General features: G+C 69.2%; 15 protein-coding genes. 6 read left to right on the forward strand and 9 right to left on the reverse strand.

Features of this window, described 5'->3' with window-relative positions:
* Positions 1-24 precede the first annotated feature (24 nt).
* The 7 genes from FKO37_RS32275 to FKO37_RS32305 form a co-directional block, all read right to left on the reverse strand.
* Positions 25-1,419 (reverse strand): MFS transporter, encoded by a 1,395-nt coding sequence (locus tag FKO37_RS32275; RefSeq protein WP_037813179.1) that lies wholly within the window; start codon positions 1,417-1,419, stop codon positions 25-27.
* Positions 1,420-1,461: 42 nt separating this feature from the next.
* The gene (locus FKO37_RS32280) at positions 1,462-2,730 is read right to left on the reverse strand and encodes an FAD-dependent monooxygenase (protein ID WP_238606978.1); all 1,269 of its coding nucleotides are present in this window, start codon (positions 2,728-2,730) and stop codon (positions 1,462-1,464) included.
* Between the two features lie 627 nt (positions 2,731-3,357).
* Positions 3,358-4,200, reverse strand: a complete 843-nt coding sequence (locus FKO37_RS32285; RefSeq protein ID WP_238603465.1) for a transposase family protein — start codon at positions 4,198-4,200, stop codon at positions 3,358-3,360.
* An 819-nt stretch (positions 4,201-5,019) separates the two neighbouring features.
* The gene (locus FKO37_RS32290; protein WP_238606979.1) at positions 5,020-5,532 is read right to left on the reverse strand and encodes a MarR family winged helix-turn-helix transcriptional regulator; all 513 of its coding nucleotides are present in this window, start codon (positions 5,530-5,532) and stop codon (positions 5,020-5,022) included.
* A 102-nt stretch (positions 5,533-5,634) separates the two neighbouring features.
* Complete coding sequence (locus FKO37_RS32295) at positions 5,635-5,898, reverse strand: DUF3703 domain-containing protein (RefSeq protein ID WP_167754477.1); 264 nt, start codon at positions 5,896-5,898, stop codon at positions 5,635-5,637.
* Between the two features lie 124 nt (positions 5,899-6,022).
* Positions 6,023-7,426: a CoA transferase gene (locus tag FKO37_RS32300; protein ID WP_238606980.1), complete on the reverse strand. Its 1,404-nt coding sequence runs from the start codon at positions 7,424-7,426 to the stop codon at positions 6,023-6,025.
* An 11-nt stretch (positions 7,427-7,437) separates the two neighbouring features.
* Complete coding sequence (locus tag FKO37_RS32305; RefSeq protein WP_238606981.1) at positions 7,438-8,436, reverse strand: acryloyl-CoA reductase; 999 nt, start codon at positions 8,434-8,436, stop codon at positions 7,438-7,440.
* A 91-nt stretch (positions 8,437-8,527) separates the two neighbouring features.
* Between FKO37_RS32305 and FKO37_RS32310 the strand changes: the two genes are divergently transcribed.
* Positions 8,528-9,382, forward strand: a complete 855-nt coding sequence (locus tag FKO37_RS32310) for a LysR family transcriptional regulator (RefSeq protein WP_037813187.1) — start codon at positions 8,528-8,530, stop codon at positions 9,380-9,382.
* On the opposite strand, the gene FKO37_RS32315 is transcribed toward FKO37_RS32310, so the two are convergent.
* Entirely contained in the window at positions 9,367-9,708 is a 342-nt protein-coding gene (locus FKO37_RS32315) for a helix-turn-helix domain-containing protein (RefSeq protein WP_037813190.1), read from the reverse strand. The two genes, FKO37_RS32310 and FKO37_RS32315, sit on opposite strands and share 16 nt — an antisense overlap.
* A gap of 125 nt (positions 9,709-9,833) precedes the next feature.
* Here FKO37_RS32315 and FKO37_RS32320 point away from each other — a divergent pair, with 125 nt between their 5' ends.
* Positions 9,834-10,553, forward strand: coding sequence for an alpha/beta fold hydrolase (locus FKO37_RS32320; RefSeq protein ID WP_037813192.1), 720 nt, complete (start codon positions 9,834-9,836; stop codon positions 10,551-10,553).
* A 95-nt stretch (positions 10,554-10,648) separates the two neighbouring features.
* Positions 10,649-12,073 (forward strand): MFS transporter, encoded by a 1,425-nt coding sequence (locus FKO37_RS32325; RefSeq protein WP_238606982.1) that lies wholly within the window; start codon positions 10,649-10,651, stop codon positions 12,071-12,073.
* A gap of 606 nt (positions 12,074-12,679) precedes the next feature.
* Here FKO37_RS32325 and FKO37_RS32330 read toward each other — a convergent pair.
* Positions 12,680-13,252, reverse strand: a complete 573-nt coding sequence (locus FKO37_RS32330) for a TetR/AcrR family transcriptional regulator (RefSeq protein WP_238606983.1) — start codon at positions 13,250-13,252, stop codon at positions 12,680-12,682.
* Positions 13,253-13,344: 92 nt separating this feature from the next.
* On the opposite strand from FKO37_RS32330, the gene FKO37_RS32335 reads away from it, so the two are divergent.
* From FKO37_RS32335 to FKO37_RS32345, 3 genes are all read left to right on the forward strand, one after another.
* Positions 13,345-14,019, forward strand: coding sequence for a nitroreductase (locus FKO37_RS32335; protein WP_238606984.1), 675 nt, complete (start codon positions 13,345-13,347; stop codon positions 14,017-14,019).
* Between the two features lie 73 nt (positions 14,020-14,092).
* Positions 14,093-15,211, forward strand: a complete 1,119-nt coding sequence (locus tag FKO37_RS32340; protein ID WP_238606985.1) for a glutamate--cysteine ligase — start codon at positions 14,093-14,095, stop codon at positions 15,209-15,211.
* A complete protein-coding gene (locus FKO37_RS32345) occupies positions 15,208-16,194 on the forward strand; it encodes an iron-containing redox enzyme family protein (RefSeq protein ID WP_134662358.1) in 987 nt (328 codons plus the stop codon). The genes FKO37_RS32340 and FKO37_RS32345 overlap by 4 nt, the downstream gene beginning before the upstream one ends.
* Positions 16,195-16,214 lie beyond the last annotated feature (20 nt).

A 16,214-nucleotide genomic window follows, 5' to 3' on the forward strand; every position in this document is an offset into this window, starting at 1 on the left:
CGATTCCCTTTCTGCTGCGGCGGATCAGACTGCGTCCAGTTCGGACTGGTGCGGCTCCGGCGCGGTCTCGTCGTCGATCCGGTCCAGCTCCCGGCCCCGGGTTTCCGGCGCGCAGAAGACCATGAACACCACGGCTCCGACGACGAGCAGGCCGAGCAGCGTGAACGTCAGCGGAAGCCCGAGCACCGGCCACAGCACGCTCCCGAACAGCAGCGGCGCGAACCCGGTGACCGCCCGGCTGGACGACGATGCCCAGCCGAAGCCCGACGCGCGCAGCTCCGTGGGGTACAGCTCGGACACGAAGGCGTACATCACCGGGATGACGATGAGCGAGAACAGCCCGAACGCGCCGATCGCCACCACCGCGGCTCCCGCCGACCCGAGCACCAGCGAGAAAATCACCAGCGTGACCGCAGCGAGCGGCCCGGCCGCGGCGATGACCCGCTTGCGGCCGATGCGGTCCACGAGCAACACCGCCACCACGACGCCGACGATACCGAGCGCGTTCATCAAAGTGGTCGAAGCGAACGCGGCGATCTCCCCGAAGCCCTGCGCCTTGAGGATCGACGGCATCCAGCTCAGCGCGGCGTAGTACACCAGCATCACGGTGATGAACAGCGCCCACGCGACCCCGGTGACCTTCGGGTTGTACGCCCAGACCCGCCGCAGCTGGTCGACGGCCGCGAACACCCCGCCGCCGCGCTTGTCTTCCTGAACCGCCGGCGGAATCCGATACGGCTCCTTCGGCGCGCCCGTGCGCTCGACCAGGTCGTCGATGACCAGCCGGGCTTCCGCCTCGCGCCCCTTGCGCACCAGGTACAGCGGCGATTCCGGCACCCCGCGCCGCGCCCAGAACAACAGCACCGCCGGGAGAATCATCAACACCAGCATCCACCGCCAGTTCCCGGAAACCGGGACCAGCAGCGTCGCGGACGCCCCCGCCAGCGTCGTGCCGACCGGCCACCACCCGTCCATCGCGGACAGCACCCGGCCGCGTTGCTTGCGCGGCGAAAACTCGCTGACAATGGCGTAATCCACCGGAATGCAGCCGCCCAGCCCGACTCCGGCGAGGAACCGCAGCAGCAGGAACACCTCGATGTTCGGCGACAACGCCGCGAACACCGAGAAGAACGCGAACAACAGCAACGTAATGCTGAACGCCCGCTTCCGCCCGATCCGGTCCGCGACCGTCCCCCAGGCGACCGCCCCCACCGCCATGCCGATCAGATTGGCGGTGGCGACGAACCCCCGCTGCGTCGCCGACAGCCCGAATTCCGTGCCCACCAGCGGGGTGAGGAATCCGTTCAGCGCGACGTCCCAGGCGTCGAACATGTAGCCGAGCCCGCCGATGAGGAAGATCTTGCCCTGGACGCGCCAGCGCCACGGCAAGTCTTGGACCACCTGGTCTCCGGTACGCATAGCCTTTGCTCCTTTGCGAAGTCTGCGTGTGCCGTTTTCGTGCTATCGGGCGAACTGGTAGTGAATCGATTCGTTGTCGGGGTCGTTGAGCGGAGTTCCGTTCCACAGCCAGTCGTAGGACACATCGGACTCGCCGTCGAAACTCCGCAGCTTTTCGTCGCGCTCGCGTTGCGCCGGACCGTCCGGCAAGTGGTAAAAACTCATATTCTGCAAAGAGGCATCCTGCACCATCCCGGCGTGCTTGGCCCGCCGGTGCACATACCGGGTCAACGCGGCGTCGATCCCGTCGCGCGTCGCCTGCCCGAGCTCCTCGGCAAGGACTGCCCCGTCCTCCATCGCCTGCGACGCCCCTTGCGCCTGGTACGGAAGCATTGCGTGGCAAGCATCCCCGAGCAACGCGACGCGCCCGTCCACCCACACCGGATCGCGACGCCGCCGGTACATCGCCCAGACCGAGACATCGTCCTTGGCCTTCGACAGCATCATCGGCACCCGGTCGTCCCAATCGGAATACTCGGCAGCAAGCTGCTCCGCACTGGCCGGCGCACTCCAGTTCTTCTCGACTTCCTCCGTGCACGGCACGATCGCCACCACGTTCAGATACTCGCCGCCGCGGATCATGTAATGCACGAGATGCTTGTCGGGCCCATACCAAATAGTAGAATGGTAACGATCGACCAGGAACCGAGTAGCCGGATCCGCCGCGATCGAATCCCCGGGAATCAACGCCCGGTACGCCATCTCGCCGGAAAACGCGAGCGTGTCGTCAAATCCGGCCAGATCCCTTACCGCAGACCGAATCCCGTCCGCCCCGACGACGACGTCCCCTTCAAACCGCCGCCCGTCCTCGGTAATCACCGCAGGCCGCTCCGGATTCCCCCGGTCAAGATCCACGACCTTCGCCGCGGTAGCCACCTTCACCACCGGCCCCGCCCCGTCCGGGTCGATGCACGCCCGCAGCAGAACGGAATGCAGATCCGCCCGATGGTAGTGCCAGTAAGGCGCCCCGTACTTGTCCACGACCCGCTGCCCGAGCGGCAACTGCGCGATAATGCTGCCGTCGGCCCACCTCCGCCGAACCTGATCCTGCGGCTCGCACCGAACCCGCTGCAGTTCGGCCCGCAACCCCAACCCGATCAGGATCCGGCTGGCATTGGGCGCAGTCTGGATTCCAGCCCCGATCTCCCCCAGCTGCGGCGCCGCCTCGACCACCGTGACCCGCAACCCGCGCTGCCGCAACGACAAGGCAGCACACAGCCCGCCCAACCCGCCGCCGGCGACCACTACCTCGAAAGACTGACTCGCCGCCACCTGCCGACCTCCTACCCGCTAGCCGCCTCCGGCTCACCTAGCCCCGGACGCGGTTAATCCGAACACGGATTATCCGAACACGCAATAGTCTGCGGGGAATTTGCTGGCAGGGAGGCGCTTTCAGCCGCGCAGGGTGGCGGCGCAGTCACCGAACGCGGCGATGCTGCGGTTCGCGGGGTGATGCGGCGGGGCAGCGGGGCGATGCAGTGCGGCGGGGCGGGGCGGCGGTACGTGAGGGCCACCCTCACAGCCGCTGATTCCCTCAGGGGTCCCCTCACGACCCGCTGTTGCCTGCGAGGGTCCCTTCGCGGGCCCGGCTTGCCTGAAGGGACCCTTCACGACCCTCCGCCGCCACGAGGGACACCTTCACGACCCTCCGTCACGCACGAGAGACCCCTTCGCAGGCTTGGCTTCCCTCAAAGACCCCTTCACGACCCCGCCGCCGCGCACGAGGGGTCCATTCACAGCGCACCTTCCCCCAAGGGCCCCTTCACGACCCGCCGCCGACCGCGAGAGGTCCATTCGCAGGCTCGCCCGCCGGGCGTCCTCCCCCGACCCGCCGCCACAATGCGCACCCAATGTGGCGTTCGGTGCGTCAGACGCACCCAATGCCACATTGAGGTTTTCTCAGTAGCGTCCGTGGTGTTCGTGGTGGGTGAGGACGAGGGCTGCTTGGGTGATGTGGCCGATGCGTTTCGGGCAGAGGGTGACGTGTCGGAGTGCTCGCCAGCGGGTTTTCAACATTGCGGCGGCGCGTTCGCCGAGGCAGCGCAGCCGGGTGTGGAGCAGGTTGAAGGCGTGCTCGTCGAGGGTGAGCGGCGGTCGGCCGGTGGTTTTCTTGACCGGGGTGAGGATGCCGATGCCGGCTGCGTGGTAGGCCTTGTCGGCCAGGGTTTTCAGGCCGTGGGCCGCGACTGCGGTCAGGGCGCCGGTGATGCCGTGGTGCCTGGCCGAGGCGAGGTCGTTGCGGGAGCCGGGCAGCACGGGCGAGACCCAGAGCGGGAACCCGTCGGCGGTGGCGAGGAACTGGATGTTCCCGCCGAAACAGCGGTGTTTGCCCGAATACCACAGATGGACGGTCGCGCCGCGGTTGCGGCCTTTGGTTTTGACGGTGGTCGCCGCGACCCGGTCGCAGGCGATGAGGGTGCCGTCCAAGATGACGTGCGCGTCCCCGGCGCTGCGGCGTTGTTCCAGGACCTGGTGCAGGTCGGGGGCGTGGGCGGCGAGGGCGGTGATGGCTTCGTGCAGGTACCGGTAGGCGGTCGCGACGCTGACGGCGTGGCCGACGGCGAGGCGGTGCACCGGGACGGCGTCGCGGAACCAGGCCAGCGCCAGCACCGCCTGCCCGAACGGCGTCAACGCGCGCCGGCCGCGGCGGGTGCCGCGGCGACGGCGTTCGGCGTGCAGGACACGCGCGACGAACAGGGCCAGCTCGCGCGCCACGTCGAGCGTGGCACCATAGGCAATCACGTGGGGCCTCTGGAATCTCTCGGACTTGATCTTCAGCAAATCCAGTCCTACCAGCGGCCCCACGCCTCGCCCCTCGGCGACACACCCCCACCAAGCCCTACTGAGAAAACCTCATTGGGGATTCCAGCAGCGGCAAGGACTCTCAACCCACCGACGAAACCCGCCACGCGAGGCCGCGGTCCGTGAAGGGCTCCTTGAGGGAATCTGATTCCCTCAAGGAGCCCTTCACGGACTTCCAGAGGCGCAAAGCCCGCCTCGCCGCCAGCGCCCCACCTGCCCTGACGAGCACCGTTGCAGCACCCCGCCTGCCGCCCTACCGAGAAGACCTCATTGGGCCACAACCCACGCTGCGAGCCCAACGCGACCAACCACCCGGCCACGCGCATCTCCAACCGCAACGCGCACCCACCCACCGCGCTACCGAGAAACCTCATTGGGCGAAGGCACCACCCGCCCACCCAACGCGACCAACCACCCAAGCCACCCGCGCACCCAACCGCGACGCGCGAACCCAACCAGCCACACGCACCCCGCAACCGCAACGCGCGCTCCCGACCGGCCACGCACACCCCTCAAACCGCAGCCCGCGCACCCCACCAGCCACCCACCACCAAACCGCAGCCCGCACACCCAACGATCGAGGCACCCAGCCCTCCCCCAACCCCGATACGAAGCTCCCCTGCGGTTCGGGGGTGCTTGTCAAGGCATCTTTCCCGCCTTGACAAGCACCCCCGAACCGTCAGCACAATCAAGCTTCGGGGTGCCCCACGCGACCCCCAAGCGATGTCGCCGCCAGGCGACGAGCCGCCACGGAAGAACTCAAATCTCCGACCGCTCAGCAACCGCCTCCCAAAGCGCCCCCAGTTCGTTCAACATCCCCGCAATCTCCCCCCGCCGCTCCTCCGGACACCCCGCAAGCAACGCCTGATCCAGCTTCCGAGTCCGCCGAGTCACCTCGCGAAACGCCGCCAACCCGTCATCCGTCAACGTCAAAACCTTCGCCCGCGCATCATGCGGCGCCGGACCCCGGGCAATGAGCCCCCGGTTCTCCAACCGCCGGCACACATCAGCCATCGTCGACGTGTCCAGCGCCACCGCCTTGGCCAACGCGGTCTGATCGAACCCGGGATACGCCCGCACCGCCGACAGCACCGCGAACTGCGGCCCCGTCAGCACCGAGTCGACATGCCGATTCCAAGCCGCCAAATACGCCTGGTACAGCCGTCGAGCCCCGTACCCGGGCGCGGCAGCGAGATCCGTCGGAGCCTCCAGGCTCACCCGCCGCCCCGCCCGCGAGCTGCCTTTCGCTGACCCACCCACTGCTGTCGACATCCCTCGACCTTAACTACGCACCCGCGCCCCAGCAGCCCGTCCGGTCCGCCGGAGCCTGTCCCCGCATCGCCCATAATAGTACGTCCTCGGACTAAGTGCGGTTCAGGCAACGCCGGACGGGTTCCGCGGATTCCGGTCAAACAGGGCAGCCCCACCCATCAGAAAGAGCTGCGCGACCACCCGATCCCACCGTCGCTGCTTCCACGCGGTAGCCAGCAGCCCGCGATGCGCCGCCAGGTGGTCAGCCAGCACGTCGTGACCGAGATTGTGCGCCCGCCCGAAATGCCGGTAGGCCGCACGGAAATCCCGCACCGCCAGCGCGGCCCGCCCCCGGTCCATCTCGCCCTCGTACTCAGCGTCTGCCATCATCTCTCCCCTTACAGCATAGACAAAAACGCGGATTGACGACGGAAAAAGCAATTCGCACAAAGCCGCCACCAGGAACGGAGGAATACCCGACAGTCGAGCGGATCACCGCGGAAACCGCAGGTCACCACTCCGGCCGTGAACTCCCCAACTCAGGCGTAGTCCCCTCCCACCGCGGCGGGGTCTCGCTCATCCGGATCACCGGCCCGAGGCTCTTCAGGTCGCCGTAGATCGTCCCGTCGTCCACCACCGCGTAGCGCTCGAATTCCTCGTGTGAAAGACGACCGGGCGCATCCGCGTAGGAGGTCAGCAATCCCTGCCGCTGCAACAACATCGACGACTGGCACAGCGAAACCCGCACGTGATAAGACCCACCTTCCCGAGCCCGCCGCGCCAAAGCCAGCATCGCGCCGTAACTCCCCAGGAATCCGGTGAGGAAATCGCACAAATAAACAGGCGTCAACTGTGGACGGTCCCCTCCCTGAATCACACAAGCACCAGTCACGGCTTGCGCGACCTGGTCCCATCCAGCACGCATCCCGAAAGGACCACCGGAACCGAAGCAGTCCACGCTCACATAAACGATCCCCGGACGCAGCGCCGCGAGATCCTCCGGACCGAAGCCATGAGCCGACATCCGCCCGGGACGATAGCCCTCCACAAAAACATCCGCGGTACTCGCCAAAGAACGCAACCGCGCGTCATCGTCCACAGTGGAGTAATCAAGATAAGTGCTTCGCTTGCCATGACTGGTATCCCGGACGAACGGAGCCACCTGAGGAAGATTCGGAGCCGTCACCATCAACACATTCGCCCCGTGCTCCGCCAAGCTCAACGCGGCAGTGGGCCCAGCCAGAATGCGAGTCAGGTCCAGGACCCGGACGTCCGACAGCGGCGAAGCACCCCCAGCGGGCAGCGGAGAAGGAGCGCTCTCCCCGATCTTGCTGATCTCGACCACCGGCCGGGAAGCCAGATACGCGCCATGCGGATGCGCGAGCCATTCCTCCGGCGTCCGCACGACTCCCCCACAAGCGGCAGCGGCGGCGATCGCGTCTTCCAGATCTTCGGCCTTCCACTTGGCGACAGCAGCGGCAACCGAGGAAGGCGTCGCCTCGCAATCGAGAACATCCAAAACCCGGCGTTCCAAATGCGGCAGATTGAAATGCGGCAGAAACCACCGTCCATCGGCGGTCGGCCAAGGCTGGGTGAGCGCGACCATGTGCTCAACGGCGGGAGAAAGCGGTGCAGGGCGGTATTCGCCGGAAGCGGAACGGATGAGCGTCATGTCTTCACCGCCGAGAGCGGTGGCCGCGGCAGCGCGGACATCCACCGCGATCTTCTGCCGACGTCCGGTCCGCAGCTCCCACAGATCGTTCGCGGCGACGGCGCGGGCGGCGAGTGCGTCGGCGAGGGTTTCGCCGATCCGGAACGGCGACGCGAAAAGCGGGTCCGAGCCGGTGATCGTGACCTCGTCGGCGGCGGGACGAGGGGCGTCGCGCAAGGTCATCAGTTCGTCGAAGGCATCCATTGTCATTCCTTTCAGGCCGAAGCGACGTCGACCACGATGCGGCCGGTACCGGAACCGGCCAGGAGCGAAGCGGCTGCGTCCTTGGCGGCGGAGAGCGGGACGACCCGCGTCACGGAGTCCAGGAGCACCGGATCGAGCAACTGCGCCAGGCGCTGCCAGGCGGCCTCGCGACGGAGCGGAGGCGTACGGACCGAATCGATCCCGAGCAGGGAGACGCCGCGCAGGATGAACGGCAGGACATTGCCGGGGTACTCGGCGCCTCCGGCGAGTCCGCAGGTCGTCGCGACGCCAGAGTGTTGCAGCCCGGCAAGCGCACCGGCGAGGACCGAGCCGCCGACCGCGTCGAGCACGCCTGCCCAGCGTTGTTTGCCCAACGGCTTGCCCGCAGCAGCGAGTTCGGCGCGGTCGAGGACCTGCGCGGCGCCCAGTGCGGTGAGTTGCGAGGACAGCTCAGCGGGACGGCCAGTGGCGGCGATGACCTCGTACCGAGCCGCCGCGAGCAGCGCTATCGCGATCGAGCCGACGCCGCCGCCCGCGCCGGTGACCAGGATCGGTCCGGTTTCCGGGGCCAGGCCGTGGCGTTCCAGCGCGAGCAGGCTCAGCGCGGCGGTGAATCCGGCGGTGCCGATCGCCGCTGCGCGGAGCGGGCCGAGCTGCGCGGGGACGCGGACGAGGTCGTCGCCGTTGACCGCGGCGAGGCCAGCCAGCCCGCCGTGCAGGTCTTCGCCGAGACCAGCGCCGTTGAGCGTGACCACGTCGCCCGCCTGCCAGCGCGGATGCCGCGACGCGAGCACCTCGCCGGTCAGGTCGATCCCGACGACGAGCGGATGCCGCCGGACGACGCCGGGGCGGCCGTGCAGCGCGAGCGCGTCCTTGTAGTTGATGCTCGAGCAGCGCACGCGAACGGTGGTGTCGAGGTCGTCCAGCATCGCCGGGTCGAGCCGGTCGAGCGTCGCTCCGGCGGAGTCGCGCGCGATCCAGCCGGGGAAGGCCGTCATCTCCTGGTCCATGCTTCCCACGCTAGAAATCCGGAACCTGACAGGGAAATGCCTGTCACAACGGCGCCATGCACGGCGGGCATAGCTGGGTAGGCTGCCCGGCATGGAGGTCGAACTGCGGCATCTGCGCGCGTTCGTGACGGTCGCGACGTGCGGCACGTTCACGGCCGCGAGCCGCGAACTGCTGATCACCCAGCCGGCGCTCACGCGCACGATCCAGCAGCTCGAGGAGTCGGTCGGCACGCGCCTGCTGGAGCGCACGCCGCACGGCGTCGAACCGACCGAGGCCGGCGGCGAGTTGCTCGGGCGGCTGCACGTCGTGCTGCGCGATCTCGACACCGCGCTCGCCGCGGCGGGCGGGAACGCGGGCCTGCGGATCGGGTTCCAGTGGGCGCTGCCGGATCCGTGGGCGAGCGACCTGCTGACCGCCTTCGAAACCGCGACCGGCGCGACCGCCACCCTCCTGCGCCGCGACGACATCGTGGCCGCCCTGCATTCCGGCGACGTCGACGCGGCGCTGGTGCGCGGCGAGATCGACGCGTCCGGGATCAGCGGAACCTTGCTGTTCGAGGAAGACCGGCTCGCCGCGGTCGCCGCGAGTTCGGAACTGGCGGCGCGCACGGAGCTGGACTGGACCGAACTGGCCGCGCATCCGGTGGTCGTGAACACGGTCAGCGGCGCGACCAGCCCGCTCGACTGGCCGCCGGAAAACCGGCCCGCGCAGGTGATCCAGTGCGGCAGCTACGACGAATGGCTCACGATCATCGCCTCCGGCCGGGCTGTCGGATCGACCACCACCTCGGCCGCGGAAGCGCACACCCACGCGCGCGTCGCGCACCTCCCGCTGCGGAACGCGCCCCGCGTGGCCCTGCGCCTGCTGTGGCCGACGCGCCGGTCAAGCGATCCGCTGCTGCGCCGGTTCAGCGAACTGGCACATTCCGTTCAGCGAGCGTCGTAGTCCGCACGGGCCTTTTCGATCTTCGCCAAATGCTCGACGCTCCATTCCAGCAATGGCGCGGTCGCTTCGCGGAGGGTCCGGCCCATGACCGTCAGCTCGTAGGAAACGTGCGGCGGCATGACATTGTGGACAGTCCGGGTGAGAATCCCGTCGCGCTCCAGATCCCGCAGCGTCACGGTGAGCATCCGCTGGCTGATCCCCTCGATTTCCCTTTTGAGTTCGGTGAACCGCTTCGGCCCGTCACGCAGCATGCGGACGATCAGCAGCGCCCACTTGTCGCCCACGATCTCCAGGACCACTCGGGTCCGGCACACCTCGTCGGCCATGGTTACCTCCGGAGAACCGGGGCACTAATTAGTGCCTTATTGCCCGCCGCGCTGCGGACGATCACGATGGTTCTCAAACAGTACCGGGTTACTTCCGGTAACCGCAAAACCGAGGAATCCTGACTATGACTACGTTTGTGCTGGTGCACGGCGCGTGGCACAGCGGCCGCGCCTGGGACCGGGTCGTCCCGCTGCTGGAAGCTGCCGGGCACCGAGTGCTCGCGCCCTCGCTGACCGGCTACGGCGACAAGAAACACCTGCTCAGCCCCGAAATCGGGCTCGACACCCACGTCCAGGACATCGTGGACCTGCTCCGCGGAGAAGAGGACGTGGTCCTGGTCGGGCACAGTTATGCCGGGCTGGTCATCTCGTCGGCCGCGAACGAGGTGCCGGACCGGGTCGCGGAGCTGGTCTACCTCGACGCGATGGTGCCCGAGGACGGCGAAACCGCGGTCGACGTCCAGCCGGTGAGCCGAAGCCTGATCGAACTCGCCCAGCAGCACGGCGACGGCTGGCGCGTCCCGCCGCTGCCGGAGCGGCCCGCGCCGTTCGGGCTGTTCGGCGTCACCGACCCGGACGACGTCGCCTGGGTGCGCGGAATGCTCTCCGACCAGCCGGTCCGCTGCCTGCAGCAACCGGTACGGCTCGACAATCCGGCCGCGCGAGCGATCCCGCGCACGCACATCCACTGCGTCGGCACGACCCCGGAGGGCATCATCCGCCGCCCGGTCCCCGCGATCCAGCCGAACGGGGCGCCCGCGCAGGTGTGGGAGCTGCCGACCGGGCACGACTGCATGGTGACGATGCCGGTCGAGCTGAGCGAACTGCTGCTGAAGCTCGCCTAGTCCGGATGGCCGAGTGCCCACCGGGCAAACTTGCCCAGTGGGCACTTTTATGGCTACCTTGGGAGCACAGCACCCGGGGGGAAGGACGTCCAGCCATGCCGAAAACCGCCGTGCCGGAAGAAACGAGCCCGTTCACCCGGCGCGTCAAGATCGGCATCGCCGGGGCGTTGTCCGGCATGGCGCTGGGCATGCTCGACAGCTACATCGTCGCCACCGCGCTGCCCAGCATCGCCGCGGACCTCGGCGGACCGGGGTCGATGACCTGGATCATCACCGCCTACGCGCTGGCGATCGCCGCGTCGACCCAGGTGTGGGGCAAGCTCAGCGACCAGTTCGACCGCAAGGCGATGTTCCTGCTGTCGGTGGCCGTCTTCCTGGCCGGATCCATGCTCTGCGGGCTGGCTCCGACCATGGGCGCGCTGATCGGTTTCCGTGCGCTGCAAGGGATCGGGGCCGGTGGACTGCTCGTCGGGGCGATGGCGATGGTCCAGGTTCTGGTGCCGCCCAAGGAATCCACGCGGATCTCCAGCTGGACCGGCCTGCTGCTGGGCCTCTCCCTCGTCGGCGGCCCGCTGGCCGGCGGGTTCCTCACCGACGCGCTCAGCTGGCGCTGGATCTTCTACGTCAACGTCCCGTTCGGACTGTTGTGTCTCATCGGGACAGTCGTCGGGGTCCGGCTTCCGGCGAAAAGCGGGAAGACACGCATCGATTACGGCGGAACGGTTTTACTGGTCGCCGCGGTCGTCTGCCTCACCTTGGCGACCAGTTGGGTCGGCACCCGCTACGCCTGGAACTCGCCGACAATCCTCGGCCTGTGCGCGGCCGCGGTCGCCGCGCTGACCGCGTTCGTGTTGGTGGAACGCCGCTGCCTCGAGCCGCTCGTCCCGTTCCGGATGTTCCGTACCCGCAACTTCGCGCTCGCGCAGGTGCTCGGCTTCGCCTTCAACGTCACCATGGTCGCGACAGTCACCTTTCTCCCGCTGTACTTCCAGAACGCGCGCGACGTGCCGCCGTCGCTCAGCGGGCTGCTGCTGATCCCGATGACCGCCGGGATGGTCGTGGTGATGAACGCGAGTTCGAGATACCTCCGCCGCACCGGCCGTTTCCGGATCCTGCCGATCATCGGCAGCGCCTGCGTCGCCGTCGGGATGGCCGGGGTGTGCTTTCTGGGACCGGACACCGATCCGCTGCTCGCGTCGCTGACCGGACTGCCGCTCGGGGCGGGGCTCGGCTGCCTGATCCAGAACACGATCCTGATCATCCGGCTGAGCATCGAACCCCGAGACCTCGGCGCGGCGCTCGGCCTGGGCTCCCTGACCCGGACGCTCGGCAGCGGCATCGGCGCGGCCCTGTTCGGCTTGCTGTACGTCAGCGCGCTGACCCGAGAGACCACACCGGCCGCGGTCGCCGACGGCCTGCACGCGGTCGCCAGTGCGACGCTCGTCGTCGCGCTGCTCTCCCTGACGGCCGCGTGCTTCGTCCGCGAAGTCCCGCTCACCGACCGCCCCGCACCGCGCTGACCTGCGGATTCCAGCGGCGCTCCAGACCCGTTCCATACCTTCCCGGCAGCGTCCTCCACGGTGCGTCGCGTCCGCCGGGAGGGTGGGACCGAGGCCAAGGGGGACGAACCGGCCGGGCCAGACCCTCCCGGCCGGTTCGGGCAAGGGCGGTCGCAACCCCAGGCTCCGCCCTTGCCCGCTCTTCACCGCTCGCGGCGGGTGCGATTTCACTCGCCGCACCGCCTCGATCGCTGCGTTTCACTCGTTGCACCGCCTTGATTCGCCACGATCCCGATCGCAGCGCCGCCCGCAACGCCGCACTTCCGCTCGCGACATTGCCCCGAGTGCCGCACCGCCCCGATCGCCATTCCGATCGCCGTGCCACCCCGGCTGCCTCGATCCCGATCGCCGCATCGCCCGATCGCCGCGGCGCCGCGGCGTGGCGGCGTGGCGGCGTGGCGGCGTGGCGGCGTGGCGGCGTGGCGGCGTGGCGGCGTGGCGGCGTGGCTGGCCGGAGTAGTCGGAGCGACCGAGACGGGGCCGAGCCAGCCACGGCCGCCACGACGTGCTCCCCCGAGCAGTTCCCGTCCGCCGCACCCACCGATCCGCCTCGGCCGCCACCGGTGGTCAGCCGACCGCGCGCTCCAGCAACACCTCCGCAGCCGCACGCGCATGACGGCCGTAGCTCGGATCGCCGAGAACCATCGCTCGGCTCGCGGCTCCGTCGGCCAGCGTCACCAGTTGCTCGGCGAGCGCGGCGGGATCGGCGGCCCCCAGTTCCGAAACCAGGTCGGTGACCAGCCGGAGCATCAGCAGTTTCTGCTCCCGCGCGTACGCGTGCACCGCGCTGGCCGGGTCCGGGTACTCCGCCGCTGCGTCCACGAACAGGCAGCCGCGCACCGGTTCGGCGTCCGGTAGGTCGAACATCGCCAGAAGCCGTTGCCGCGCAGGGAGATCCGCGCGGGTCAGCACGTCGTGCAGGGTGTCGCCGGAGCGGACGAGTTCGCGCAGGTAAGCGACGACCAGATCGTCCTTGACCGGGAAATGCAGGTACAGCGTCCGCTTCGACACCGGGGCCGCGGCGGCGACCTGCTCCATCGTCGTGCCGGTGATGCCCTGGCGGGCGAACAGGTCCGCGGCGGCCGCCAGCACGCGTTCGCGGCCGCCGCGACCGGCCCGGCGGGGCTTCTCCTCGACCATGCGGTCAAGTGTACAGAAACGTTTACTTAAGCCGCCGCAGCCTGCTACCGTGCTTAGGTATACGAGAACGTTTACCTAAGGAGGCACTCCCGATGCCCGAACTCGCCGACGCCGCCGCGACCCTGATCCGCGGGCGGCGGGCGACCCGGTCGTTCCGGCCCGATCCCGTTCCGGACCGCACCCTGCGCGAGATCTTCGACCTCGCCGCCGCGGCACCGTCCAATTCCAATGCGCAGCCGTGGCAGGTCGAGGTCGTCAGCGGAGCCAAGAGGGACGAACTCGCCGACGCACTGGTCGCCGCACACCAGGAAGGCCGCCGGTCGGTCGATTTTCCGTACAGCGAAGCCATTTACGAAGCCGTGCAGCAGAAGCGCCGAGCCGCGGCGGGTGGCGCGTTGTACGGCGCGCTGCGGATCGGTTTCGACGACCACGACGCGCGCGCCGCCTACGACGCCGAAAGCCTGCGCTTCTACGGTGCCCCGCACGTCGCGCTGCTGTTCGCCCCGGACACCGCCGAGGCCCGGCTCGCGGCGGATGTTGGGATGTACGGGCAGACCTTGCTGCTGGCCATGCAGGCGCACGGAGTTTCCAGCTGCCCGCAAGGATTGCTGAGCTTCTACGCGGACACGGTCCGGGAAACGCTCGGCCTCGACCGCGGGAAGCTGCTGTTCGGGATCTCGTTCGGGTACGCCGACCGCACCGCGCCCGTGAACCGGTTCGCCGTCGGTCGCGCCCCGCTCGCCGAGACCACCCGCTTCCACGCCTGATCTCGTCTCGACCGGAATCTCCCGAAAAGGTTGCCGGGCCGCCGCGCGGGTACTCCGGCCCGGGGAGGTGCCGATGGACGTACCGACACTCGGCGTCGAGGAAGAATTCCTGCTCGCCGCGCCGGACGACGGCCGTCCGATGCCCGTCGCGGCCGAGGTTCTCGGGAAAGTCGGGCGGCTCGCGGACGGGGCGGCCGTCCACCGGGAACTGCGCGCGACCCAGGTGGAACACGCCACCGGCGTCTGCACGACCGCGGCGCAGCTTCGCGACCAGCTGTGCCGCGGCCGGCTGGCGTTGTCCCGCGCCGCGACCGACGCCGGCTGCGCGATCCTCGCCACCGGAAGTCCGGTCGGCCCCCTCCGCTCCCCCGCCGAGCCGCTGCCGCCGGACCGGTACGCGCGGATCGACGCGCACTACGGCGATCTGGCCGCCGATTACGAAGCCTGCGGCTGCCACGTGCACGTCGGAGTCCCGGACGCGGACACCGCGGTAGCGGTCGTGAATCACCTCGCGCGATGGCTGCCGACGCTGCTCGCGCTGTCGGCCAACTCACCGTTCGACCGCGGCCGGGACACCGGGCTCCACAGCTGGAGAATGGCGCTGCAGACCCGTTTTCCCGGCTCCGGCCTCTCCCCGCACGCGAGGTCCCACGCCGAGCATTCGCGGCTCGTCGACTCGCTCGTGGAGTGCGGGGCGCTGGTGGATCGCGAGCAGACGTTCTGGCTCGCCTGGCCTTCGCCGCGCTATCCGACAGTGGAGCTGCGGGTCGCCGACGTGCCGCTGACCGTCGACGGCGCGCTCGTTCAGGCAGTCCTCTCGCGGGCACTGGTCGCGACCGCACTCGCTGACCTGGAACGCGGCATCGAAGCAGCCCCGCTCGACCCGCAGATCGGTTCGGCGGCGGTGTGGGCGGCGACGCGGCACGGGCTCACCGGCGCCCTCGTCGACCCGGTCCGCGAGAGACCGCTGCCCGCCGCCGAAGCCGTCGCCGATCTGCTCCGCCATGCCGGACCCGCCCTCCGAGCGGCCGGAGACCACGACCTCGCCCACCGGCTCGTCCAAGCCGTGCTGCGGGACGGCACCGGCTCGGCCGCGCAACGGAAAGCCGGGCCGGACGGAGTCGTCGCGATGCTCACCGCGCGCACCGTCCCACGCGTGACCTCGCTCCAGACGGGTACCCGGGGACAATGACGACCTCCCTCACCGCACTGCCGACCGCGCGCGGACCGGTCTCCGCGGCACTGCTGGAAATCCTGCGGGATCCGGCCGTCCAGACCGCGGTCGACCTCCGCGACGCCGACCCGTTCGGCGACGATCTCCACCTCGCCCTGCACCTCTGCTACGAACTGCACTACCGCGGGCTGCCCGGCGTCGACGCGGACCGCGAGTGGGACACCGCGCTGCTGAAAATCCGGGCAGAGCTGGAGAACACGTTCCGTTCCGCGTTGCGCGACGCGGTTCCCGGCGGCTCCGACGTGGACGCCGAACTCGACGAACTGCTGACCGAACGCGACGCCGACGGAGCGGTCGGTTTCCTGCTGGCCGAGGGCGAATGGTGGCACGTCAAGGAACTGTTCGCGCACCGGTCGATCTACCACCTCAAGGAAGCCGATCCGCACGCGTGGGTCATCCCGCGGCTGTCCGGTCCGGCGAAGGCCGGGCTGGTGGCAGTGGAGTTCGACGAGTTCGGCGGCGGCCGCGCCGACCGGGTGCACGCGAAGCTGTTCGCGGACCTGCTCGCGGCGGCGGACCTGCCCGACGGGTACCTGGCGCTGCTGGAGCACGTTCCGGGGCCGATGCTCGCGCTGGTCAACATGATGTCGATGTTCGGCCTGCACCGGGCGTCGCGCGGGGCGCTGGTCGGGCACTTCGCCGCCGCGGAGATCACCACCGCCCCGGGCGCGCAGCGGATGGACCGGATCCTGCGCCGCCTCGGCGCGCCCGAAGCCTGCCGGTTCTTCTACACCGAACACATCGAGGCCGACGCGGTGCACGAACAGGTCATGCGGCACGACGTCGTGGGCGGATTGCTCGCCGCGGAACCGGAACCGGAACTGGCGGCGGACGTCGTGTTCGGGATCCAGGCCACCGGGTTCCTGGAAGCACAACTCGACCAGCACCTGCTCGGCTGCTGGCAGGACGGACTGTCCTCGCTGCGCCAGCCGCTGCCTTGAGGACAACGGCCTGGTCGCGC

Origin of the sequence: Amycolatopsis sp. Poz14, assembly GCF_006704225.1 — a bacterium.
In the GTDB taxonomy this organism is placed as follows: domain Bacteria; phylum Actinomycetota; class Actinomycetes; order Mycobacteriales; family Pseudonocardiaceae; genus Amycolatopsis; species Amycolatopsis nivea.